The sequence below is a fragment of the Herbihabitans rhizosphaerae genome (assembly GCF_004216555.1).
In the GTDB taxonomy this organism is placed as follows: domain Bacteria; phylum Actinomycetota; class Actinomycetes; order Mycobacteriales; family Pseudonocardiaceae; genus Herbihabitans; species Herbihabitans rhizosphaerae.
Genome location: NZ_SGWQ01000003.1, coordinates 25,906 through 48,049, shown reverse-complemented (window position 1 = coordinate 48,049; position 22,144 = coordinate 25,906). Strand labels below are relative to the sequence as shown.

The 22,144-nt window shown below is 69.4% G+C and carries 22 protein-coding genes and 1 tRNA gene; 10 read left to right on the top strand and 13 right to left on the bottom strand.

Annotated features, from left to right (window positions below):
• Positions 1-10: 10 nt before the first annotated feature.
• Entirely contained in the window at positions 11-1,069 is a 1,059-nt protein-coding gene (locus tag EV193_RS09835; protein ID WP_130343753.1) for a diguanylate cyclase, read from the bottom strand.
• A gap of 170 nt (positions 1,070-1,239) precedes the next feature.
• Between EV193_RS09835 and EV193_RS09830 the strand changes: the two genes are divergently transcribed.
• The 3 genes from EV193_RS09830 (at position 1,240) to EV193_RS09820 (ending at position 3,430) form a co-directional block, all read left to right on the top strand.
• Positions 1,240-1,701 carry a helix-turn-helix domain-containing protein gene (locus EV193_RS09830; protein ID WP_130343752.1) on the top strand — a complete coding sequence of 154 codons (462 nt, stop codon included), beginning with the start codon at positions 1,240-1,242 and terminating at the stop codon, positions 1,699-1,701.
• Positions 1,702-1,769: 68 nt separating this feature from the next.
• Positions 1,770-2,285 (top strand): ImmA/IrrE family metallo-endopeptidase, encoded by a 516-nt coding sequence (locus tag EV193_RS09825; protein ID WP_130343751.1) that lies wholly within the window; start codon positions 1,770-1,772, stop codon positions 2,283-2,285.
• On the top strand, positions 2,282-3,430 hold the full coding sequence (locus EV193_RS09820) for an MAB_1171c family putative transporter (RefSeq protein ID WP_242613261.1): 1,149 nt from the start codon (positions 2,282-2,284) through the stop codon (positions 3,428-3,430). Before EV193_RS09825 ends, EV193_RS09820 begins: the two co-directional genes overlap by 4 nt.
• Before the next feature lie 162 nt (positions 3,431-3,592).
• Here EV193_RS09820 and EV193_RS09815 read toward each other — a convergent pair whose 3' ends face one another.
• Entirely contained in the window at positions 3,593-4,537 is a 945-nt protein-coding gene (locus EV193_RS09815; RefSeq protein WP_165401306.1) for a YncE family protein, read from the bottom strand.
• Between the two features lie 152 nt (positions 4,538-4,689).
• On the opposite strand from EV193_RS09815, the gene EV193_RS09810 reads away from it, so the two are divergent.
• Positions 4,690-5,919, top strand: a complete 1,230-nt coding sequence (locus tag EV193_RS09810; protein WP_130343749.1) for an alcohol dehydrogenase catalytic domain-containing protein — start codon at positions 4,690-4,692, stop codon at positions 5,917-5,919.
• A gap of 98 nt (positions 5,920-6,017) precedes the next feature.
• Here EV193_RS09810 and rfbA read toward each other — a convergent pair whose 3' ends face one another.
• Positions 6,018-6,899: a glucose-1-phosphate thymidylyltransferase RfbA gene (rfbA, locus tag EV193_RS09805; RefSeq protein ID WP_130343748.1), complete on the bottom strand. Its 882-nt coding sequence runs from the start codon at positions 6,897-6,899 to the stop codon at positions 6,018-6,020.
• A 104-nt stretch (positions 6,900-7,003) separates the two neighbouring features.
• Here rfbA and EV193_RS09800 point away from each other — a divergent pair, with 104 nt between their 5' ends.
• From EV193_RS09800 to EV193_RS09790, 3 genes are read left to right on the top strand one after another with little or no spacing between them, the layout of a single operon-like run.
• Positions 7,004-7,879, top strand: coding sequence for an alpha/beta fold hydrolase (locus EV193_RS09800; protein ID WP_130343747.1), 876 nt, complete (start codon positions 7,004-7,006; stop codon positions 7,877-7,879).
• Between the two features lie 5 nt (positions 7,880-7,884).
• Positions 7,885-8,355, top strand: a complete 471-nt coding sequence (locus EV193_RS09795; RefSeq protein ID WP_130343746.1) for a nuclear transport factor 2 family protein — start codon at positions 7,885-7,887, stop codon at positions 8,353-8,355.
• A gap of 21 nt (positions 8,356-8,376) precedes the next feature.
• Complete coding sequence (locus EV193_RS09790; RefSeq protein WP_130343745.1) at positions 8,377-8,976, top strand: TetR/AcrR family transcriptional regulator; 600 nt, start codon at positions 8,377-8,379, stop codon at positions 8,974-8,976.
• Here the strand turns inward: EV193_RS09790 and EV193_RS09785 are convergent.
• The 3 genes from EV193_RS09785 to EV193_RS09775 all read right to left on the bottom strand — a co-directional run bounded on the left by EV193_RS09785 (position 8,964) and on the right by EV193_RS09775 (position 11,640).
• Positions 8,964-9,812: an oxidoreductase gene (locus EV193_RS09785; protein ID WP_130343744.1), complete on the bottom strand. Its 849-nt coding sequence runs from the start codon at positions 9,810-9,812 to the stop codon at positions 8,964-8,966. The two genes, EV193_RS09790 and EV193_RS09785, sit on opposite strands and share 13 nt — an antisense overlap.
• A 46-nt stretch (positions 9,813-9,858) precedes the next feature.
• A complete protein-coding gene (locus tag EV193_RS09780) occupies positions 9,859-11,040 on the bottom strand; it encodes a sialidase family protein (protein ID WP_165401304.1) in 1,182 nt (393 codons plus the stop codon).
• Between the two features lie 108 nt (positions 11,041-11,148).
• Positions 11,149-11,640 (bottom strand): YajQ family cyclic di-GMP-binding protein, encoded by a 492-nt coding sequence (locus EV193_RS09775; protein ID WP_130343743.1) that lies wholly within the window; start codon positions 11,638-11,640, stop codon positions 11,149-11,151.
• A gap of 156 nt (positions 11,641-11,796) precedes the next feature.
• Here EV193_RS09775 and EV193_RS09770 point away from each other — a divergent pair.
• Together EV193_RS09770 and EV193_RS09765 are read left to right on the top strand one after the other, a co-directional pair.
• Positions 11,797-11,878 (top strand) — tRNA-Tyr (locus EV193_RS09770).
• A 394-nt stretch (positions 11,879-12,272) separates the two neighbouring features.
• On the top strand, positions 12,273-12,869 hold the full coding sequence (locus EV193_RS09765; protein WP_130343742.1) for a hypothetical protein: 597 nt from the start codon (positions 12,273-12,275) through the stop codon (positions 12,867-12,869).
• Between the two features lie 128 nt (positions 12,870-12,997).
• Here the strand turns inward: EV193_RS09765 and folP are convergent, their stop codons facing one another.
• From folP to EV193_RS34005, 3 genes are all read right to left on the bottom strand, one after another.
• Positions 12,998-13,888 (bottom strand): dihydropteroate synthase, encoded by an 891-nt coding sequence (folP, locus tag EV193_RS09760; protein ID WP_130343741.1) that lies wholly within the window; start codon positions 13,886-13,888, stop codon positions 12,998-13,000.
• 65 nt (positions 13,889-13,953) lie between these two features.
• Entirely contained in the window at positions 13,954-14,964 is a 1,011-nt protein-coding gene (locus EV193_RS34010; protein ID WP_479723864.1) for an NsdA family TPR-like regulatory protein, read from the bottom strand.
• On the bottom strand, positions 14,903-15,253 hold the full coding sequence (locus EV193_RS34005; RefSeq protein WP_242613259.1) for a helix-turn-helix domain-containing protein: 351 nt from the start codon (positions 15,251-15,253) through the stop codon (positions 14,903-14,905). Before EV193_RS34005 ends, EV193_RS34010 begins: the two co-directional genes overlap by 62 nt.
• Positions 15,254-15,572: 319 nt before the next feature.
• On the opposite strand from EV193_RS34005, the gene EV193_RS09750 reads away from it, so the two are divergent.
• On the top strand, positions 15,573-16,250 hold the full coding sequence (locus tag EV193_RS09750; RefSeq protein WP_130343740.1) for a hypothetical protein: 678 nt from the start codon (positions 15,573-15,575) through the stop codon (positions 16,248-16,250).
• On the opposite strand, the gene EV193_RS09745 is transcribed toward EV193_RS09750, so the two are convergent.
• From EV193_RS09745 to EV193_RS09730, 4 genes are read right to left on the bottom strand one after another with little or no spacing between them, the layout of a single operon-like run.
• A complete protein-coding gene (locus EV193_RS09745; RefSeq protein WP_130343739.1) occupies positions 16,241-17,704 on the bottom strand; it encodes a hypothetical protein in 1,464 nt (487 codons plus the stop codon). The genes EV193_RS09750 and EV193_RS09745 overlap by 10 nt on opposite strands.
• 5 nt (positions 17,705-17,709) lie before the next feature.
• The gene (locus EV193_RS09740) at positions 17,710-19,878 is read right to left on the bottom strand and encodes an ADP-ribosylglycohydrolase family protein (protein ID WP_207222581.1); all 2,169 of its coding nucleotides are present in this window, start codon (positions 19,876-19,878) and stop codon (positions 17,710-17,712) included.
• Positions 19,879-19,880: 2 nt separating this feature from the next.
• Positions 19,881-21,266, bottom strand: a complete 1,386-nt coding sequence (locus tag EV193_RS09735; protein WP_130343737.1) for a hypothetical protein — start codon at positions 21,264-21,266, stop codon at positions 19,881-19,883.
• On the bottom strand, positions 21,263-22,138 hold the full coding sequence (locus EV193_RS09730; RefSeq protein ID WP_130343736.1) for a nucleoside hydrolase: 876 nt from the start codon (positions 22,136-22,138) through the stop codon (positions 21,263-21,265). Before EV193_RS09730 ends, EV193_RS09735 begins: the two co-directional genes overlap by 4 nt.
• Positions 22,139-22,144 lie beyond the last annotated feature (6 nt).

Here is a 22,144-nt window from a genome sequence, read left to right as displayed (position 1 = left end):
CCGTGACCCCTCAGCTCGACCGGCGGTCCTGAACCGACGCGATCGACTCGGCGCGGTCGGCGGCCCACTCGACGGCGGGCACCAGCGCGTCGGCCAGCCGAACGGCGGTGGGCGTCAGGTGATAGACGCCGAGATAGGGGTACTCGCTGTCGTCGCTGGCGATCAGCTCGTCGAACCGCATGTCCCGCAACACCTGGCGCAGCGCGGAATCGGTGATCTCGGCGTCGCCGCCGCCGTCGTGCACGGTCGCCCAGCGCAGGGTGTTCAGCAGATCGGTGTAGGGCAGCGGGCCCTGGCTCAGCGCGGCGAGCACCTCGGGCACCCACGCCCCGCGCAGGATCTTCACCAGGTCGCGGGCGTGCACCAGATAGCGGTCGTCGCCAGGGTTGATCGCGGTGCTGGTGACGGGCTCGGGCGCGACGGCGGTGGACGCGCGCCGGTTCAGGTGGATCACGCCGTTGTCCGGCATGGCGAACGCGACCCGGCTGCGCCCGGTCCGCTTGGCGTGCATCAGCGCGCCGTCCGCCTCCCGGACGAGTTGCACCAGGTCGTCGGTGCGACCGGGCGGCCGGACCGCACCGCCGACCGACGCGCTGAGGCCCTCCACGACCAGCGGCCGGCCGTCCACCGACCTGGTCGACACGGCCGCGGCCTGCGCGCAGGCGAGGATCCGGTGCGCGACCTTCTCGCCGCGAGTGCGGTCGGTGGCCGGCAGCAGCAGGAGAAACTCGTCGCCGCCGTGCCCGCCGTACCGGCCGACCACATCGACCTGCCGCACCACGTCCCTGATCACCGCGGCGACCGCGCGCAGCACGTCGTCGCCGACCAGGTGCCCGTGCACGTCGTTGATCTGTTTGAACCGGTCGAGGTCGAGCAGCAGGAGCACCGACGGCTGGTCGGCGGTCTTGTCCAGCACGTCGGAGGCGGCCTCGTCCCACGACCATCTGTCCAGCAGCCCGGTCAGCTTGTCCCTGGTGCGATATCCCATCGGCTGGCCGCACGCGGTACACGTCACGTGGTGTTGGTGCGCGCCATCGTGTTGTGCCCCGTCCGCGGCGGCATGCAGCATCGCGGGCCCTCCCCAGGGCGGTTCGACTGTGGAGCGTTACCGGTTGAACCTCTCGACACTGGAGCATATGGTGATCACCGTTGCGGCATCAACCCAGAAAAATGGCGTCACCCGTTCGGCCGTACTTATTGGTGGACCGTGTCGCTAGGGTCAGTGGTGGGGAGGCCTTGATGGACGACCATGTGCCAGGGCCTGCTCGCAGCCTGGCGGACAAGTTGGATCACCTGTTCCGGACGACGGCGCGCCCGGATGGAGAGGAGTACAGCTACGAACAGGTGGCTGCTGCGATCACCGCGACGGGGGTCACGATCTCGCAGAGCTATGTCTGGGCATTGCGAAAGGCCAAGAAGGACAACCCGACGTTTCGGCACTTGCAGGCGTTGGCGGGGTTCTTCGGGGTACCGGTCTCGTATTTCTTCGACGACGAGGTGACGGACCGGGTAGATGAGCAGCTTGCCGAGCTTCAGGCTGAGAGGGAGCGTCTGAAGCGAATCGCTGGTAGCAGCGAGGCGCAGCTGATGGCGTTGCGGGCTGGTGAGCTTTCGCCGGACGGGCGGCGCCAGGTCATGGAGTTGCTCGAAGTCGTGCACAGGTTGGAGCGCGCCGAGCGTGGCGATGGGCCAAACGAGTGATCTTGGCCGAATCGCTTTCCGTAGTGATGTGATCCTGCGACTCTCGGCATCGTCGCTTGGGAGGAGACGTGAGGGAACGGGACCTGCGCCGGACGTGTCGCCGCCTGCTCAACGAACTGGATATCCGCCCGCCGCTCGATGTGGCGGTGTTGTGTCGCCGCGTGGGTGAGAAACGCGGCAAACCCGTTCGCCTCGTGCCGCACCCCATTCCCGTCCCCGGACCGTTCGGCGCGTGGATCAGCACCGACACCGCCGACTACATCCTGTACCAGCAGGAGACCAGTACGGCGCACCAGAACCACATCATCCTGCACGAGCTGGGCCACATTCTCGCTGGTCACAGCAGTGACGAGCAGGACGACGCGCTGCTCGGCGAGCTGTACCCCGATCTCGAGCCGGACGCGGTGCGCCGCGCGCTGCGCCGCACGAGCTACGACTCCAAGCAGGAGCGCGAGGCCGAGACGGTGGCCACGATCATTCTGGAATGGGCGTCCGTACTCGATTCCGTCGCGCCGAAATCGTCGCCCGGCGAGGAGGCCGAGAAAATGGGTTCCGCGCTGAACAACAGGCTGGGTTGGCTGTGACCTTCACCGCCGGTGACATCGCGCACGGAATCGTCTCGATCGTCTCGCTGCTGTGGATGCTGCACCTGCTCGCGCGGTCGCCCCGAAATGTGCGGCTGTGGGCGGTGACCGCGCTTATCGCGGGCTGGGCGATCGCCTATCCGTTCGGCGTCACCGCCAGTCGCGGCGTGATCTACCTCGGCGTCGAGCCGATGACCGCGCGATACGTACAGCACGTCTTCCTGCTTTTCGCCGCGTTCAGCCTGGTGTGCTTCTTCCTGTTCTCCGCGCTCGACGTGGAGAACGGAAAATCGCGATTCGTGCGCGAAATCGTGCCGCTCGCGATCGCACTCGTGGGAATGACGATCGGCAACGCCACCATTCCTGCCGGAATGCGTGACGCGGCGGCCGCCGTTCCGTCGACGCCCGGCAAGGGGCCGGTCGGCGAATGGACCGTCGGCCTGTTCTACATCAGCGCGAACTCCTATCTGCTGTACGCGTTCGCCAGGGCGCTGGTGTGGACTCGCCGGTACGCGCGCGGGGCCGAGCCGCGCTTGCGCCGGGGGCTTGGCCTGGCGTCGATCGGGCTGGTCGGCATCGTGGCCGCCGGGGCGATCTTCGTGCTGTCCAACGTGCTGCGGCTGCTCGGCACGCCGGCGCCGCGCTGGCTCGTGCTGCCGAGCATTCTGTTCCTGCTGCTGGGGATCACGGTGTTCCTGATCGGCGTGATCTACCCGGCTGCGGCGACCCGGCTCGCCTCGTTCCGCATCTGGCGGCGGCACCGGCGCGATCACCGGCTGCTCCATCCACTGTGGACGGTCCTGCACGCGCGGTTCCCCGAGGACGCGCTGCACCGCGTGCCGAGCGGGCCCGTGCGCGATCGGCTGAGCCTGCGCGGGGTGCACCGGCGGTACTACCGGCGCGTGATCGAATGCCGGGACGGGTTGGTCCGAGTGAGCCCGTACCTGGCCGCACTGGACGACCCACCGTCCACATCGGACACACCGGCTGATCTGGCCCGCCGGCTCACCGATGCCTTGCGAGCACACGAGTCCGGGCCCGCCACGCCGTCCAAGGCGATGCCCGTGGCGATGCCCTCCGGCGACGGGCTGGACGCCGACGTCGGCGAACTCGTGGCCCTGTCCCAAGCGCTCCGCACCGCCTGATCGCCGTACCCCCACTTCGCGAGTCCCGCGCTCCAGCACGGTGAGTTCCGCGCTGGCGCAGACACGCGTGTCTACCTGAACGCGGGACTCACCGGTGCACAGCGCGGGACTCGCGGGTGCAGGGCGCGGGACTCACCGGTGCACAGCGCGGGACTCGCGAAGTTACGGGCGGGGGATCAGGTAGACGCGGTCGTGTAGCGGGTCGGTCGCGTAGACCGTGGTCTTGCCGGAGTCGACGGCCACCTCGCCGGGGTTGATGCCCAGCGGGAACTCGTTGACGATCTTGCCCGAGGCGCCGTCGATCTCCACCACGCCGTTCGGCCCGCCGTTGGTGTAGATCGTGTTGCTCTCCTCGTGCACCACGACCGACGAGCCGGCACTGCGCAGCAGCACCCGTCCCTTCTCCTGGCCGGTCGCGCCGTCGAGGATCGTCATGTGGTGGATCGCGGAGTTCGCCACCCACACCGAGTTCGTCGCGCGGTGCACCGCGATCCCGGCCGGCGCCTTGCCGGCCACCGTGGTGCCGACGAACGCCTTGCCGTCGAACACCTCCAGCCGGTCGGCGTAGATATTGCTGAAATACACCCGCAGCGTGTCGGAGTTGACCGCCGCGCCCGCGACACCCTGGCCACTACCCGGCACGGTCACCCGCAGCGCGTCGGTGTTGCCGTCCACGACCGACACCGATCCGTCCTGGGCGCTGCCGACGTACACCAGATTGGTCTTCTCGTCCGCGTCGACCGCCGCCGGCCGGGGACCGACTGTGATCGTGGTCTTCACCGTGTCGGAGGCGCCGTCGATCACCGACACCGTGCCGTCGTCGGCGTTGGTCACGTACACCCGGTTCGTCGTGTCGTTCACCACGACGTCGGACGGACCCTTGCCCACCGGCACAGTCGCCGTCACCGAGGTCCCCTTGATCACCGAGACCGATCCGGCGGCCGTGTTCACCACGTACGCCTTGCCGTCGGCGGCCACGTCCACCGCGGTGGGCCGGTCGCCGACCGGCACGGTCGCCGGATCCGCGCTCGCGCTCGTCGTCGACACGGTCAGCAGGGAAACCACACCCGCGCTCGCCACGAGCGCGATGGCTAAGGGTTTGCGCATCAGAGCACCTCCGTGCTTGTCGACCATAGTGGCACTTCCGGGTGATATTCACCGTCGTACGTCGGAATGCGTAGCGCCGAGGCCGCACCTGATCGGATGTGAGCACTAACCCGTTCGGGGCATCCTTGGTGATCGATGACAGGAGGACACGCATGCGCATTCGGCACAGACCGCGCGGAATCGTGCGCCAGGCGGCCGGCCTACTGACCCCGGGCGCGATGGCGGCGGGACGGCTGGCGCTGGAACGCGACGCCGGCGCGCGGCTGTCGCGGCTCACCGACGAGGTGCGCGACGCGGTCCGCGAGCGCCGGCACCCGACCAGGGAAAAGATGCGCTCCCTGCGGCTCACCCCGGGCGCGCGCCTGCACTGGCGGGACGTGCCGGCGCCGCCTCCACCGGGCCCGCTCGGCGCGGTCGTGCGCCCGATCGCCATGGCCACCTGCGACCTGGACCGCGCGCTCGCGCTCGGCGCCATGCCGTTCCCGATGCCGCTGCACCTGGGGCACGAGTGCGTGGCCGAGGTGGTGGAGGTCGGTGAGCGGGTGGCCGACGTGCGGCCGGGCGATCGCGTGGTGGTGCCGTTCCAGATCAACTGCGGCGCGTGCTTCGCCTGCCTGCACCGGCATACCGGCAACTGCCTCGCCGTGCCGCCGTTCTCGTCGTACGGGTTCGGCGTGACCACCGGACACCGGGGCGGCACCTACGCCGACCTGGTCGCCGTGCCGTTCGCCGACGCGATGCTGGTGCCGCTGCCGCACGGGGTGGACCCGGTCGCGGCGGCCAGCGTGGCGGACACGATCAGCGACGCGTACCGGCACGTCGGCCCGCACCTGCCCGGCCTGCTGCGCCGGGACCCGGCCGCCGAGGTGCTGGTGATCGCCGCGCTGGACCGCTCGATGATCTACAGCCCGAGCGTGCCGCTGTACGCGGGAATGATCGCGTTGGCCCTCGGCGCGCGCACCGTGCATCTGGTGGACGCCCGCGCGCACGTTCGTTCGCACGCCGAACGGTTGGGCATGAACCCGTTGCGCCCCAAGGAACTCCGCCGGCTACCACCCGCCAGCCTGGTGGTGTCGGTGACCATGCCGAAGGGCCTGTGGCCGTCGCTGCGGGCCACCGCGCCGGACGGGATCTGCAGCAGTGCCGGCGGCCTCGAGCACGCGCTGCGGATCCCCGCCGTCCAACTCTTCGCGCGCAACGCCACCCTGCACGTCGGGCGCACGCACGCCCGCGCGGTGATCCCGTCGGTGCTGGAGCTGATGGCCGACGGGCGGCTGCGGCCGGAACGCGTGATCACCGTGCACGGCACCCTCGACGAGGCGCCGCGCCTGCTGCGCGAGCACTACCTGGACGGCGGCACCAAGACGGTGCTCACTGTGTGATCCATAGCAAGCCGAACGGGTTGAGCCCGCTGAACCCGTTAGCAAGCCGAACGGGTTGAGCCCGCTGAACCCGTTAACGTGGCTGCCGCTCGGTGCGATCAGGCCGTGGCGCCCGCCGCCTTGGCCACCTGCATGACGTAGTCGCCGTAGCCGGACTTGGTCAGCTTGCTGCCGAGCAGGTAGCACTGGTCGGGGTCGATGTAGCGCATGCGCAACGCGACCTCCTCCAGGCACGCGATGCGCACGCCGGTGCGGTGTTCGAGTACCTGCACGAACTCGCCCGCCTCCAGCAGCGAGTCGTGCGTGCCGGTGTCCAGCCAGGCGAACCCCCGGCCGAGGTCGATCAGCCGCGCGCGGCCCTGGCGCAGGTAGGCCAGGTTGACGTCGGTGATCTCCAGCTCGCCTCGGGCCGACGGGCTGAGCCCGCGCGCGATCTCCAGCACCTCGTTGTCGTAGAAGTACAGCCCGGTGATCGCCCGGTTGGAGCGCGGCACGGCCGGCTTCTCCTCGATGGACAGCAGCGTGCCGTTGTCGTCCACCTCGCCGACGCCGTAGCGCTGCGGGTCCTTGACCGGGTACCCGAACAGCACCGCGCCGTCCAGGCCGGCCGCCTGCTCCTGGAGCACGTTGGAGAAACCCTGGCCGTAGAAGATGTTGTCGCCGAGTACCAGCGCCACCTCGTCGTCGCCGACGAACGGCGCACCGATGACGAACGCCTCGGCGAGCCCGTTGGGCGCGGCCTGCTCGGCGTAGTCGAAATGGACGCCGAACTGTGAGCCGTCGCCGAACAGCCGGCGGAAGTTGGGCAGGTCGGTCGGGGTGGAGATGATCAGGATCTCCCTGATCCCGGCCAGCATGAGTACCGAGATCGGGTAGTAGATCATCGGCTTGTCGTAGATCGGCAGCAGTTGTTTGGACACCGCCTGGGTGATCGGGTGCAGCCTGGTGCCGCTACCCCCGGCGAGCACGATCCCCTTCATCGGCGTCCTTCCTTCTCATGCCTGTGCCAACCGTAGACCGTCGGTACATCGGTCTTTGTGTGGATCTCTTTACATACAGACTGAATGTATGTAACTCTGTCCGTATGACACACAGCGCCGGACTCGGCACCGAGCGAACCGTCTCGATCCACAGTGGACAGATCAGGTACTGGGAGCGCGGCGAAGGGCCGCCGGTGCTGTTCGTGCACGGCCTGCTGGTCAACGCGAACCTGTGGCGCAAGGTCGTGCCGCACGTCGCGGACGCCGGATTCCGTTGCATCGCACCGGATTGGCCGCTCGGCTCGCACTCGCTGCCGATGGCCGAGCACGCCGACATGACCATGCACGGCGTCGCGAAGATGATCGACGACGTGCTCGCCGCGCTGGACCTGACCGACGTGACGGTCGTGGCCAACGACACCGGCGGCGCGCTCACCCAGATCGCGATGGTGAACAACGCGGAGCGGATCGGCCGGGTCGTGCTCACCCCGTCGGACGCCTTCGAGCGGATGCTGCCGCCCATGTTCGGCGTGCTCGACCTGCCGAAGCTGGCCACGCTCCCCGGCACGGCGGGGGTGCTCGCCGCCGTGGTCCGCCCGAGGCGGCTGTACGGCTTCCTGCTGCGCCGGCTCGGTCTGGTGAAGCGGCCGATCGAGCACGACATCGCCGCGTCCTACGGGCGTTCGCTCTCCCAGGACAAGGGCGTGCGGCGGGACACCAAGCGGTTCCTCAAGTCCGTGCACCGCAGGCACACGCTCGCGGCGGCGGCGCGGCTCGGCGAGTTCGACAAGCCGGTGTTGTTGGCGTGGGCGCGCGAGGACGTGGTGTTCCCGATCGAGCTGGCGCACCGGCTCGCCGAGGTGCTGCCGGACGCGCGGATCGAGGAGATCGAGGACTCGTACACGTTGACCCCGGAGGACCAGCCGGAGCGGGTGGCCGAGTTGGTCGCCGAGTTCGCCCGCGCGGGCCGCCGGGTGTGACCGCCGTGCGTCCACCGTCGCCGGCGTCCGCCGCGCCGGAAGAGCGGTACCTGGCCAGATGGGCGGTCGCGTGGGCGACCGGCGACGCCGAGCGGTGCCTCGCCGGCCATGCCGCCACGATGGCCGGCGAGCACACCCGATACGTCCAGCCGCTGTTCCACGCCGCGCGGGGCGAGCGCGGTCTTCGCACGGTCGGCAAGCTCTTCGCGCTGATCCCCGATCTCACGGCGGAGATCGAGCGGTGGGCGGTCGCGGACGGCTTCGCGTTCGTGGAGTTCACGCTGCGTGGGCACCTCGGTGGCCGGCCGGTCGCGGTGCGGGCGGTCGACCGGATGACGCTGGACGGCGAGCCGCTGGTCGAGCGGGAGAACTACTGCGATCCGCTGCCGGTCGTGCTCGCCGTCCTGGTGCGCCCGCGCGTGTGGCCGCTGCTGGTGCGGCACCGCGTTCGGATCACGCCGCGCCCGCGGCGGTAGCCGAGTGCGAAACTTGCCGGCGTGCGTCGAACTCAGCAGGACCGTTCCGCCGCGACGAAGGCGGCGTTGATCGCCGCCGCGCGCGAGCTGTTCGCCGCGCGGGGGTACGCCGACGTGCCGGCCGACGAGATCGTGAAGGCGGCCGGGGTGACCAGGGGAGCGCTGTACCACCACTTCGACGACAAGCAGAAGCTGTTCCGCGCCGTGGTCGAACAGCTGGAGGCCGAGATCACCGCCGAGCTGCGCGAGCTGGTCGCCGGCGCACCCGACATCGCCACCGTGACACTCGCCGCGCTGTCGGCGTATCTGGACATCTGCGGCCGTCCCGAGGTGCGCCGGCTCGCGCTCACCGACGCGCCGACCGTGCTCGGCTGGAAGGAGTGGCGGGCCCTGCAGGCCGACCACGGCCTCGGGCTCATCGCGGACATCCTGCGGCGCGCGATGGACGAGAATCTCGTTGCGCGCCAACGGGTCGACGTGCTCGCGCAGCTGGTGCTCAGCACGGTCACCGAGGCCGGGCTGATCGTGGCCAGTGCGGACGACCCGGCGGCGGTGCGCCCGGAGGTGGAGCGCTCGCTGGGGCTGTTCTTCTCCGCGTTGTTCGCCGGTCAGAGCGGGTAGGTGAGGCCGGTCAGCCGTTCCGAGCGCGCCCACAGCTCGGCGGCGAGCGCCGTGTCGCGCGACCGGCGGCTGGAGCGGACCACGGTCGGATAGCCGTTGCGCTGGGCGAACCCGTCCGGTCCGATGTAGCTGCCGCCGTCCACGCCGGGCGCGGTGGCGGCGTACACGATCGGCAGCGCGCCCATCTCCGGTGCCTGCGCCCGTCCGCCGGCCAGGATCTTGCCCTGCAGCGAGGTGTCCCGGCGCTGGCCCTCGGTCGCGGAGACACCGGGGTGCGCGGCCACCGAGATCGTGCTCCGCCCGGCCGAGGACAGGCGGCGCTGCAGCTCGTAGGCGAACAGCAGGTTGGCCAGCTTCGACTGGGCGTAGGCCAGCCAGCGCTGGTAGCGGCGGCGCTCCCAGTTCAGGTCGTCGTGGATGCGGCCGAGCACGTGCAGGCCGCTGGACACGGTGACCACGCGGTCGCGCACGCGATCGATCAGCAGGCCGGTCAGGGTGAACGGGCCGAGGTGGTTGACGCCGATGTGCCGCTCGAAGCCGTCGGCCGTGGTGGCTTTCGGCACGGCCATCACGCCGGCGTTGTTGATCAGCACGTCGACCTCGTCCAGGCCGTCGGCGAACGCCCGCACCGAGGACAGGTCGGCCAGATCGAGCCGGCGGACCTCACCGTCGGCCACATCTCGCGCCTTCTCCGGATCGCGGCACGCCATGATCACCGTGGCGCCGGCCGCGGCGAGCATCCTGGAGGCCTGCGCGCCGAGCCCGCTGTTCGCACCGGTGACCACGACCGTGCGGCCGCGCTGGTCGGGTATGTCCTCGGCGGTCCACTCGGCCATGGCGCCTCCTCCGCTCGGGGCGGATCAGACGCTACGCGATTTTCGGCTAGCGGGACGGGCCCGTCGCGAAATAGGCGCGGCAGGTGCCGTTGTCGTAGTCGGCGGCGATCTGCAGCACGTCGTTGCCGCCGTTCACCGGCAGCAGCGTGGAGCTGTAGTTCGGGCACCAGTCGTTGATCGGGTTGGCCACGTGCACCGGTGCCGGCACCTCGTACCACTCACCCTCGCCAAGGTTGTCGTTGGCGAGCAGCGTCTTTCCGTTGCCGGGCAACGGTTTCCCCTTCGCGTCGACGTAGATCTGGCCGACCATCAGGATGCGCGGCCTCTCCGGTGCGGCGCCCGGGAACAGGGTGATCGTCTGCGCGTGCTCGTAGTGCTTGCCGCCGGCCGCCTGCGCGCGCACGCCGGGTGCGCCCGGATCGCCGTAGTTCGCGCCGTCCGGGGAGATCTTGAAGTACGGATCGCAGTAGCGGTCGCGGTAATTGCAGATCTCGTAGGCGAAGTAGTAGCGGCCGTCGGGGAGCCGGCGCACGATCGGCATGCCGGGCCGCACCGGGTCCGGCGGGATCGCCATCGTGCGCTGCTTGGTGCTCCAGTTGACGCCGTCGGTGGACGTCACGCGGTTGAGCACCTGCGCGAACTTGGGCGCCTCGGTCTCGTCGGCGAAGTGCATCACCAGCGTGCCGTTGGCGTCGAGGATGAACTCCGGCTCGTACATGCCGTCGTGGTTGTGCGAGCGGACCGGCTCGGCGAGGTACTTCCAGGTGCGGCCGGCGTCGCGGCTGGACCACACCTTGATCCCGACGCGGCGGGTCTGGCCGGCGCTGTGGCCGTAGGTGGCGGCCCACAGCAGGGTGCCCTTGCGCATGTCGCCGACCTGTTGCGGCAGTTCGTACAGGGTGCCGCAGCACATGCCGCCGGGGCCGCCCTCGGGGTCGCGCACCTCGCTGATCTTGGTGAAGGTCTTGCCCTCGTCGCGGCTCTCGTAGATCGGGGCGTACCGGCCGGCGCCGTCCTCACTGGTGATCGAGGCGATGATCCTGCCCTTGGCGACGGCCGAGTGCTCCAGCCGGATCAGCCGTGGGTAGGAGCCCATCCCCTCGTGGATCAGCTTGCGTTCGGCCTGCGCCGGCGCCGCGGATGCCGGCGCGGTCGCGATCGGTACGGCCACCGCCGTTCCGAGCAGAGCAAGCGTGACGAGCGGGACCCAGCGTGACCGGCGGCGCATGTTCACCCTTCCCTCGCGATTCCCGTGGGATTACAACATGAGTACGCGAAGATGTGAACCGGACGGAAGTCGCGCGTGCGCGCACCGCTCAATCGGGCTAACTTTGTCTCAGCGGTAGTTGACGAACTGCAGCGCGATCCCGAAGTCCTCGTTCTTCAACCGCGAGATCACGTCCTGCAGGTGGTCCTTCTTCTTGCCGGACACGCGGAGTTGGTCGCCCTGGATCTGCGCCTGCACGCCCTTGGGGCCCTCGTCGCGGATGAACTTGGCGATCTTCTTGGCCTTGTCCTGCTCGATGCCCTGCAGGATCTTGCCGTCGATCTTGTAGATCTTGCCGGACTGGGCTGGCTCGCCGACCTCGAGCGCCTTCAACGAGATGCCACGCTTGATCAGCTTGGTCTGCAGCACGTCGACGGCGGCCGCGGCCCGCTCCTCGGTGGTCGACTCGATGCTGATGGCTTCCTCGCCGGCCCAACTGATCTTCGTGTCGGTGCCGCGGAAGTCGTAGCGCGTGGCCACCTCCTTGGCGGCCTGGTTCAGCGCGTTGTCGACCTCCTGTCGGTCGACCTTGCTCACCACGTCGAAGGACGGATCCGCCACGTGCACACCTCTCACAGCCGGTAAAGGGACGGCCGCGATCGTACATTCGCCGGGGCCGCTCATGGGCCGACTCGGCCCTGGTGGGGTACCGGTTCGCGCTCGCCGTGGGCCGTTAGGTATCGTTTCCGCCGTCCAGCCGCGTGCTGGAAAGCTCATGGCGGGTTGCCCGAGCGGCCAAAGGGAGCGGACTGTAAATCCGTCGGCTTCGCCTTCGAAGGTTCGAATCCTTCACCCGCCACGCGCGAGAACGGCCCCCTGACCAGGTTGAACGCGGTCAGGGGGCCGGTTTGCGTTCAAGCAGGCGCCTGGTCAAGGTAGCCGGCCCATCGGAAGCGACGCGAGCGCCTCCGAGCGTCGGTATGGCCCTTGACAGCACTGTGCGTGCACGTTCGGCAACATGCTGGGCGGATAGGTCCGCGATTGGTACGGGGGTTTGCGTGCGCTCGATCCCGGAGAAGACGCTGGAACACTGGACGAGCATCTACCTGTCCAATCGGTTCCCGAACGGCGCGTTGTGGTGGCCGACCTCGGGAGAGGATGTCCTGGTTGAGCTTCCGAGGTTGGCGGCGACCGGGCCAGGGAAGACGCTCGCACTTGAGCTGAAGACGACGGAGGCGGTCGGGGATCGCCACATGCTGGAGATCGACACGGTCCAGCTGGACCGGTATCTCAACCCCAACCTGGGTCCGCTGTCGCCGGTGTACTACGTGTTCCCGTTGCCGCATTGGGTTGGACCGCTGACCTCGACCTCGGGCAGTTCACCTGCGTCGCTGGGCGGGTCTGCTCCGGCGCCGCCTGAGTGGTGGCGGCGGCGGATCGGGCGGTCGTGGTTTGGTGAGTGGTTGTACGTGATGTCGGCCAGAGCGGTCAGTGAGGCGCTGCCAGTAGATTGGCGGTCCAAGGGGCGCGCGAAGTTGTTCACGCTGGACCCGACTCGGCCAACATCGTGGGCGACGCTGTTCACCCGCGCGCCGTACTCCGTTCCGTATCTGTGGAGGTCGTTCTGGTCGATCGTCACAAAGTGCGGGCCTTGGGACAGCATCCGGTGGCGAACCGTCGTTGATGGACAGGGCCGGCCGGACCGCGTGCTGGTCCTTGACGGCGACCTTGAGGAGGGTTGGCACCTGGGGGCATTGCTCGATCAGCGTCGGCAACTGGTCAAAGAACAGGTCATCGACCATGGTGTCGAGCGCGCCATTCTGCACATCCCCGACTCGGCGCTCTACTGAGCGCCCCTTGCTACTCCCCGCGATCGGTCGAACCTGCGGGCCGGAGATCGTGGTTTGAACTGATCAGTGTGGACAGACATCTACGCTCACTTTGCAGAACCGGAGTTCGCTCGGGCGACAGATGCCGCTCATTCAGTCCACTGGTATGTGCGCGCGGGGGGACGGGTGCCCTTGATGGTCGCGGTCAACTCCAGAACCTGCTTGGTCGCGTAGACCTCGTGGGCCCGGAACATGGCCGCTCCGTCAGCCGCGGCGAGCGCGGTCGCGGCGAGCGTGCCCGGTACGCGATCCCGAAGCTCGGCATCGAGGATCTCGCCGAGAAAGTCCTTGTTGGACAGGGCGATGAGCACCGGCCACCCGGTGGCCACCAGCCGGGGTACATGCCGGAGGATCTCGACGTTGTACGCGGTGTCCTTCCCGTAGAGGATCCCCAACGTCGGGTCGATGAGGATCCCTTCCGAGGGGACTCCCTTGCCGACCGCCAACTCCGCGAGCTTCGTCGTCTCCGCGATCACCGTCTCGACGACGTCGTCATACTGCGGCCGCCGGGGTATCGACCGCGGTTCCTGGCCGCCCGTGTGCGTGCAGATGTAGCCGGCGCCGTACTGCGCCGCCGCGTCCATGAGTTCGGGATCCGCCGCGGCCCAGCTGTCGTTGACGATGTCCGCACCGGCCTGACACGCGGCGGCGCCGACCTCACTTCGCCAGGTGTCGACGCTGATCAGGAGATCGGGAAAGGTCTCCCGGGCCCACCGCACGATCGGCGTTATGCGAGCGACCTCCTCGGCGCCGCTGACCTCCGGTCCGGCTTCCGCGCGCACTCCGCCGAGATCGACGACGTCGGCGCCGTCCGCGACCGCCTTGCGGATCGCCTCCTGAGCCGCTTGTTCACCGAACGTCGCACCCTGGTCGTAGAACGAGTCGGTGGTGCGGTTGACGATGGCCATCACGAATGGCCGATCGCGCAGCACCCGCCTACCGCGGAACACCAACTCGACCGGCGGATTCAGCTGGGTCATGCATTCACCCTTCCACATGGAGCCGGACGCCCTACGAACCGCTCAACCGCACGCCGGGTTGGTGGTTACGGTCGGCGCATCTCTTCGTAGGCTTCGCGTAGTTCTCGCGCTTCCGGAAGGCGGCGCCGCTCGACCGCCGCGACTACTTCGGCGGCACGCCAATGATTTGACGGAACGACTCGCCCTGAACTGAGTGCCTGAAGTGCGGCCTCGCATGCTTCATCGAGCCTGTCGGTCGCTGTCAGCGTCAAGGCCAGATCGAGATTGGCCGATGCCAGGCGACGTGGCCATTTGGTGACTTCACCACGAGGTTCGAGTCGCGAAATTACCTCGCGGGCATGTACTTCGGCCGCCGGATCGCCGACCCACGCGAGCGTTGTCGCCAGATAGGAGACTGCCTTGTCGGGGTCATAGCGGTAGTGGTGCTCCGGCCGGTCCGGTCTCGGCAGCGGATCGACGAGTTTGTCGACCCGGTCGATGGCCGCATATGTTTCGTCGCGTGCACCGATACGCGCCCACGCGCGGCCTTCTTGGGCTGTCGCCTGGATTGCCGCGGAACTTCCGGCGGGTGCGAGCTGCTGAGCTGCTTGGGAGAGTTCCACCGCGCGGCGGTAGTCGCCGTCCGTGAGCACGCGCCACGCTTCGGTCTCGTAGCACCAGGCACGAATCTCATTGTGACCGGCGTGTTTGGCGAGACTCGCCGCGATACGCAATCGCGTCGATGCCGCCGCCTGCTGTTTGACGTCGATGTGCACCGTAGCCGCCAGAAGCGAGAGCCAACTTCCGACGACAATCAATCGCTTGTGCTCGGCCAGAGTCTTTCGTGCGTCCACAAGCGTCGTGACGTAAGTCAACTGTTCGCGCAAACGCGCGAGCAATACCGCAGGCGGAGTTGTGGCGTATGCCATGGAAAGGTCATCAGCGGCTAGTTCGAGTTGTGTCAGAGTCTCGTCGCCGGCATCGCTTGCCGCGACTCGACGCCCCAATTCGAGCGCTGCGGTTTCGTCGGAATAGTCAACAGTTGAGGCATTTTCGAATTGTGTCGAGTTGAAACCGCTCGACCTTCGCGCGTGCACTTGCCAAAGCCGTTTCGCGAATGCTCAGTTCGTGTTCACGCTCGGCTGTTTCGAGACGGTGAAACTCTGCGAGGAGCGCGCCATCCGCGCCGGTGGCCTGATCGGCCGTCTGCCAGAACCGCGCATCCGCTCGCGTCCGGCCCGTTTCGATGTGCGCGACGGTCGATCGGTGGTACGACGTGTGGCGCGCGAGGTCCGCTTGCCGAAGGTCAGCCCCCTTGCGAAACGCGGCCAACCGCTCGCCGAGAGCGCGCCGAAGCTCGACTATGGCGGTGGGTTGCCGTGCCATCGCACTCACTCCCGGCCTGCCGACGCTATGGATCCCAGAGTAGTCGCGGCTGACTACAGGTGTGGCGTTGCCTCACACACGGTTACCAACACGGCTGCCACCCGGTTTCGTGATTCAGACCAGCGACGGCGAGTGGTTCGAGGTGGACGGGTGAACGAGCAACACGCGGACGTGGACCCGTGGCTTGAGGAACTGCGTCAGCCGCCCGGTCACGATTCGCCCCTTGTGAACGCACTCCGGCCTATTGTCGAGGACGGTTCAGGGTCGGGTCAGGGGCATTCCGGATGATCAGGCGGTGGGCGCGCGGAATCGTTGCGGCATGACGACGACACGTTTACTTGCCCGCGGTGTGGCACTCGCCGCGGTTGCCGCGACCGCGCTCGCGATGGCGGCTCCGGCCGCCTCGGCTGAGCCGGTGCCGACCTTCGACTTCGCGGACTGCCCGTCGATTCCGGCGGGCGCGAATCCCGCGGAGTGGCGCTGTGAGGTGATGATGGCCACCGGCACCATCCGGGTGGGCGGGATCGAGCAGTCGCTCGGTCCGATGCGGCTGACCTTCGCCGAGGGCAGGCTGGACGGGAAGTACGCGCAGGTCTTCGGCGCGTTGCGCACCAAGAAGGTGCCGCTGGGCCGCGGGCTGCTGTCCACCCGGCTGTCCTACGCCGGGTACTCCGACTTCCAGAGCAACGACCAGCGGATGGGCGACCTGCACGTGAAGCTCGACCTGGTCGGCTCGCTGCTGCCGGAGGGCTGCGCGATCGGCTCGGACGCCGACCCGATCAAGACCGCGGTCAAGGCGACCGCCAAGCCGGAGGTGGTGTCGGAGAACCCGCTGGTGGTGCGCTTTCCGTTGGTGGACAACGACTTCGCCGTGCCGCGCACGCACGGCTGCGGGCTCTTCGGCCACCTGTTGAACCGGCGGCTGGGCCTGCCCTCACCGTCCGGCGAGAACAGCCTGTCGATGACCACCTACGTGTCGATGAAGGGCTACGCCTGAGCGTCCACTGTGGACTGTGCCGGCGCGGTGACCTGCTCGCGGTGCAGGTAGAACTGGCCGATCAGGTACGCGGCGGCCGGCATCGCGCTGGGGAACCGGTACTCGTCGACGTGCTCGCCGTCCTCGCGGACGAAGCACACCACGTACTCCGCTCCCTCGGTGAGGATGCACCAGGCGCCGGGCACCTCCGTGTACGGGCCGAACCGGCTCGGGTCCACTCGGTACCGCTGCCCGTAGTCCGTGATCGCGGCCGACGCGGCGCGGTGATCTCCCGCCTGCCCAGGCGGGATCTCCGCGCCCGTCAGCTCGGCCGCGGCACGCTGCAACAGCATCGCCGGCACCGACGCGGGCGGCTCGTGGCGCCGCCTGCGCAGATGATCGAGGAACTCCACCGGCGGCGAGACGTCGTAGTTCTCCAGGTAGTACGCGGTCGCCTCGGACCAGATCCACTCGCCGTCGCCGCGGTACGCGTTGGGCACCACGCGCGGGTGCTCGTCGGCGAGGAAGTCGTGCGTCGGGCCCGCCGATGCCACCGCGACCGGCGCCGCGCGCAGGTACCGCAGCACCAGCTCGCGCTCGTGGTCGGTGAGCGCCGGGCGGTACACGAACGGCCGCTGCTGCTCGTCGAACCCGTCGAGCAACCGCACACCGCGCACCGGCGGCAGACCATCGCGTTCCGGCTCGCCGGCGGCCACCACCGACTGGTGATGCTTCCACGCCATGGCCATCAACCAGTCCGGCGTGGACTCCGGGCTGCGCGGCAGCACCCGCAGCTCGTCGTGGAAGTGCCGCCACGGCGCGGATTTCAGGTCCTCGCGCACCCGGAACTGCGGCTCCTCGCGGTACTCGTACGCGATCGACGGCTCCTCGCCGAGCTTGAGCTGCACGATCGCCGACGCCCACGCGCCGGTGCTCGGGCGGTAGGTGACCATCCGCAGCCGGTGCAGCCACTGGCTGATCGCCGGCGGCGGCACCCAGAAGTGCAGCGACCCGTCGGCCATCTCGATCTGCGTGACCAGCTCCATGCGGCTGACCGTCGCGGTCACGTCGATCCTGGCGCGCTGCCAGCCCTGCGGCGCCATCGCGTCGACCGTGGTGCCCAGTGCCGCCACGATCGGCTTGGCGTCGCCGTTCGCGTCACCGTCCTCGGCCACCGCCGGCAGCGGGAACGCGATGCTCGGCGCGCCGATGCCCAGGTCGGTGGTGCGCAGCTGCAGGTGCACCCGCCCGCCGCCGGGGCCGACCGACTCGGTCGAGCTCAGCGTGAACCGCGACTCCACCAGGTTCGCCTCGACCCGCTTGGGCTCGGCCGTGGTGTCCAGCGGATCGCGCAGCTCGACCGTCCCGCCCGACGACTTGTCCCGGTCGACCTCCCGGTAGATCCGGTTGGACAACGCGACGAAGTCGCCGTCGCTCGTCTCGTCAGCGATGACGTTCAATTCCTGCCCATTCATCGTGTTCACCCGCGCGGATAGCGCAGCAGCCATTCTTCGCGGTACCGCTGGTCGGTCGACGGCGGTGTCGGTGAGAAGTGCCAGAACGCGTCGCCGGCCATGTTCTCCAGCAGGCCACGCCCCTCCAGCGCGGGCAGCCACGCCTGCGGCAGGCCGGGAATCCCGGCTCGGGCGCCGGCCAGCGCGCCGGCCAGGGCACCGGTGATCGCGCTGGGACCGGAGTGGTTGACCGCGGCCAGGATCGTCCAATGTGGATCGAAGAACAGCCGGGACACGGCGGCCAGCGCCCGGCCCAGGGCGGTCAGCGCGGGGTGGCCGTAGTCGGCGCGCTCGATCTCCTCGCGCTCGCCGGCCGTCGAGTCGGTCCTGATCCGGACCACGTCGGCCAGCATCGCCGCCGTCCGCTGGTCGTAGTCGCCCGGCTCGTCGCGCAGCCGCTCGGCCATGGCGTGCACCAGCACGTGCACCGGCGCGATCGTGCGCGCCTTGCCGAACAGCCCGGCGAACAGTTCCGCCAGCACGGCCGCGCCGTCCGCGGTCAGCTCGTCGCCGCCGCAGGCCGCGACCGTCCGGCGCGCGACGGCCACCGCGGTCGGGGTGCCAGGGCCGTCCGCGCACAGCGCCGCGACCAGGCCGGGGACCAGCAGCGCTACCGCGTCGGCGGCTTCTCCGGTGTCGGTGACCCGCACGGCGTGCAGGTCGGTGACCTTCGGCAGCCAGCCGGCCAGGCCGTCGACCTGGCCCTCGCTGGTGGCACGCCACCGGGTGAGGGATTCGCGGGCGATCGCGTCGAAACCGTCGCCGAGATTCCCGTCGATTCGCGCGCGGATCAGTGCTTCGGTGTGGAACAGCAGCCGCTGGGTGAGCGCGCTGAACTGGCCCGGTTTGTCGAACGCGGCACCCAGTGTCGGAATGCCCTGCGGCCCGTACTTCGCCTCGATCTCGGCGAGGCTCGCGGTGTCGTCGGGGGCGCCGGCGGCGTCACCGAGCGCGAATCCCACGAAAGCGCCAGCGATCCGGTGCCAGGCGAATCGGGCACCTTCCACGTCCAGCCGGAAGAACTTGCCGAACGTGCGCACCCGGGGCAGCACGTTTCCATTGGCGTCGTAATTCTCGATCAGACCGTTGGCCCGCAGATCGGCCGGCCATTCGACGGCGGGCGCGCTCTCATTGCGCTGTTCCCAGGCACGTCCGAACACGAACCCGGCGCATTCGCTCTGGGTCAGTTCGTAGCCGTTCCAGCGTGCGCGCGCCTGGGCCGCGTCCAGGCCGACGATCGGGCCGTCGACTCCGGTTTTCTGGCGCGCCTCGTGAATCGTCCATCGCACCGAGTCGGAGCGTTCCGGCGACAGTTCCTCGTGCACCGGGGTCGGCTGGTGGTTCGGCCATTCCGCACGGGTCGCGGCCAGTTCATCGGCGGTCACCACGTCGCCCGGCACCAGCCCGGGGTTGATCGACAGCCCCACGTTCGGGAACCTGTCCATCACCGACACAGTGCCGGCGACCAGCCACTTCGTCGTGCCAGGCGGAAGTTTCGTGCGCGAGCTGAACACGATCAGCGCGGCCCGGCCGTCGGTGTGGGACGGCTTGCCGGTCTGCTCGTCGACCGGCACCAGCAGTTCGGCGCCGAGCACGCCGATCAGGTATTTCGCCCGGTCGAACCAGCCGCACGCGTAAAACGTCAGCAAATGGTCCAGCGGGGTGTCCATCGGCGGATAGCCCAGCTCGCCGGGTGAACCGCTCCACTCCGGATTGGGCCTGATCTCGTCGGTTTCGGTGCCGTCCGGCAGCACTTTCCGCCACGCCATGACGGCCTTGTTCGGCACGCCGAGATAACCGAGATCGCTTTCCGCGAACTCCCGGTTGAGGATTTCCGCCCAGTATTCCTCGCGGTCGTCGTCCAGGACCTGGCTCGGGCCGCGCGGATGCGGGTCCGCCTCACGCAGCACACCGTCCGGCTCGGTCACCACGATCGCCGGCATCGGAATCATGCCGGCGCCGAGGTCACCGCCGTCGAGATAGGCGACCGCGTTGTACGGAACGAGCCACCCCTCCGGTGTGCGCACGACATTGTCGCGATCAACCCTGAGCGGATTATCGCCCGCCGTGAGATCGCGACTGGTGCCGGTGCGCATCCATTCCTCGACTTTGGTGGCGGCCTCGTTCGCGTCCACTGTCATTGCCTCCCTCGCACGTTGTCGAGGTTCACGTAGAGCTGACCGATCACATAGGCGGCGGCCGCCTTCGCGCCGCGGAAACGCTGCTCGGCGATCCGCTGCTCGCCCTCGGCGCGGTAGTAGAACACCACGTACTCGTCACCCTCGCGCACCAGGCACCACGCCTGGTCGACCACCTCGTAGAAGGCGACCTTGCGCGGATCGACGTGGTGGGCGCGGCCGAACTCGACCACCTCGGCGCCCGCGTCACCCTGGTCCAGGTCGACTCGCTCGGGCCCGTCGGACTCCCAGACGTTCGCGCTCGCCCGCTGGGCAGCCATCACCGTCAGCTCGGCCGGCGCGCGGTGGCCGCGAGCGCGGATGTGGTCGAGCACCCGGACCGACGGCGCGATGCCGTACTTGTCCAGGTAGTAGGCGGTCGCGGCGGACCAGACCAGCGTGCCGTCGCTGTGGAACACGGTGGGCACCACCGGCTCGTCCCCGGCGAAGTAGTCCTCCACGAGCCGGTGCGACGCCAGTACGACGGGCGCCTCGCGCAGGTAGCGCAGGACGAGGTCGCGCTCGTGCGTGGTGAGCGCCGTGCGATAGACGAAGGGCTTGCCCGCCGCGTCGAAGCCGTCCAGCAGCGGGGAGCGCCAGGTGCCGCGCGGTGGGTCGGCCGGCGCGGTGAGCCGGGCCTGCTGGTAGCGCCACGCGCCGGCGATCAGCCAGCCGGGGGTGGCCTCCGGGGTGCGCGGCAGCAGCCGCAGATCGTCGTAGAAGTGTTGCCCCGCAACGGATTCCGCCGGCACGCGGAACGGCGGCTCGGCGAGGTAGTCGTACTCGATCACCGGCTGCTCGCCGGCGGCCAGTTCGACGACGGCCGTCGACCAGGCACCGAGCGCCGGGGTGTAGCTCACCAGCCGCAGCCGGTGCAGCCACTGGCTGACCATCGCCGGTGGCACCCACGCCGACTCGCCGTCGGCCAGCTCGACGCGGGCGGTGATCTCCATTCGGGTGATGGTCGCGGCGACCTCGACGCGCAGCCGGCTCCAGCCCTCGGGCGCGGCCGCGGTGATCGCGTCGGTGAGCCCGGCGACCGCGGCCGCCGACCGTGCCTGCACGTCGACCGGCTCGTCGTCGGCGATCGCGGGCAACGGGAAATCCGGGTGGTGCGCCGGAATGTCCAGGTCGGTCAGGCGAACCTGGGTCGCGTCGTGCGTGGTCAGCCGGAACCGCGACTCGGCGCCGGTCGTGCTGATCCGGCGCGGCTCGGCCGACTCGCCGATGGGCACCAGGTCGATCCAGCCGTCCGGGCCGCCACCGTCGACGTACAGCGTGTCCGAGCTGACGGCGAACGCGCCGTCGACGGTGCCGACCTCGGCGATGTCCAGTGATGTGGTCACGCGGTCACCTCCTCGCGAGCGAGCGCCGCACCGAGGCCGCCGCCGATCCAGGCCATCGCGGCGGGGTAGTCGGCTGATCGGCTCAGTGCCACCCGCGTGCCGTTCTCGTCCGACCGCATGCGGGCGAGTTCGTCCAGCGCGACGTGACCGGTGGCGAGTTCCACGAACGGCCGGCCGAGCGCGGTGGCGAGGGTGAGCGCGTCGTGCTGGATCGTGCCCGGGTGGAACCGGTCGAACCACCGCGCCATGTGCCCGGCGACCAGCCGCGCCCACGCCGGCGCCGACTCGCCGGCCAGCGCGCGGTGCGTGGTCGAGCCGGGGGCGATCTCCAGCTCGGGGGTGAACGTGACGTCGGACATGACCAGCGTGAGGTCGCGCGCGTGGGCCAGCACGGTGGCCGCGGCGGCGGGATCGAGCCGGAAGTTGTGCTCGGCACGCTCGGGGTCGCGGTAGTTCAGCGCGCCACCCATCTGCGTGACGGTGAGCCGCTCGGCCAGCGGCGGGTGCGCGGTCAGCACGGCGGCCAGGTTGGACAGCGGCCCGATGCCGACCCAGCGCACCGGTCCGTCCGTCGCGTCGCACACCGAGAGCACGGCGTCGAGCATGCCGTCCGGCTGAGCCGGCACGGTGTCGGGTACGAGCCCGTCGATACAGACGTACCTGGTATTGCCGAGGTCGGTGCCGCGCACGACCGGGACGTCGGCCCGGCCGAGCAGGTCCAGCAGGTGCCGGGTGAACCGGGCGCGCTCGCCGCCGCACTCGTCGCCGGTGATCACGAGCGTCAGCTCGGGCCGGCTCGCGGCGAGCACCAGCGCCACGGCGTCGTCCGGATCGCCACCCGCGTCCGTGTCCACGATCAGCGGCGCGCTCAACGGGAG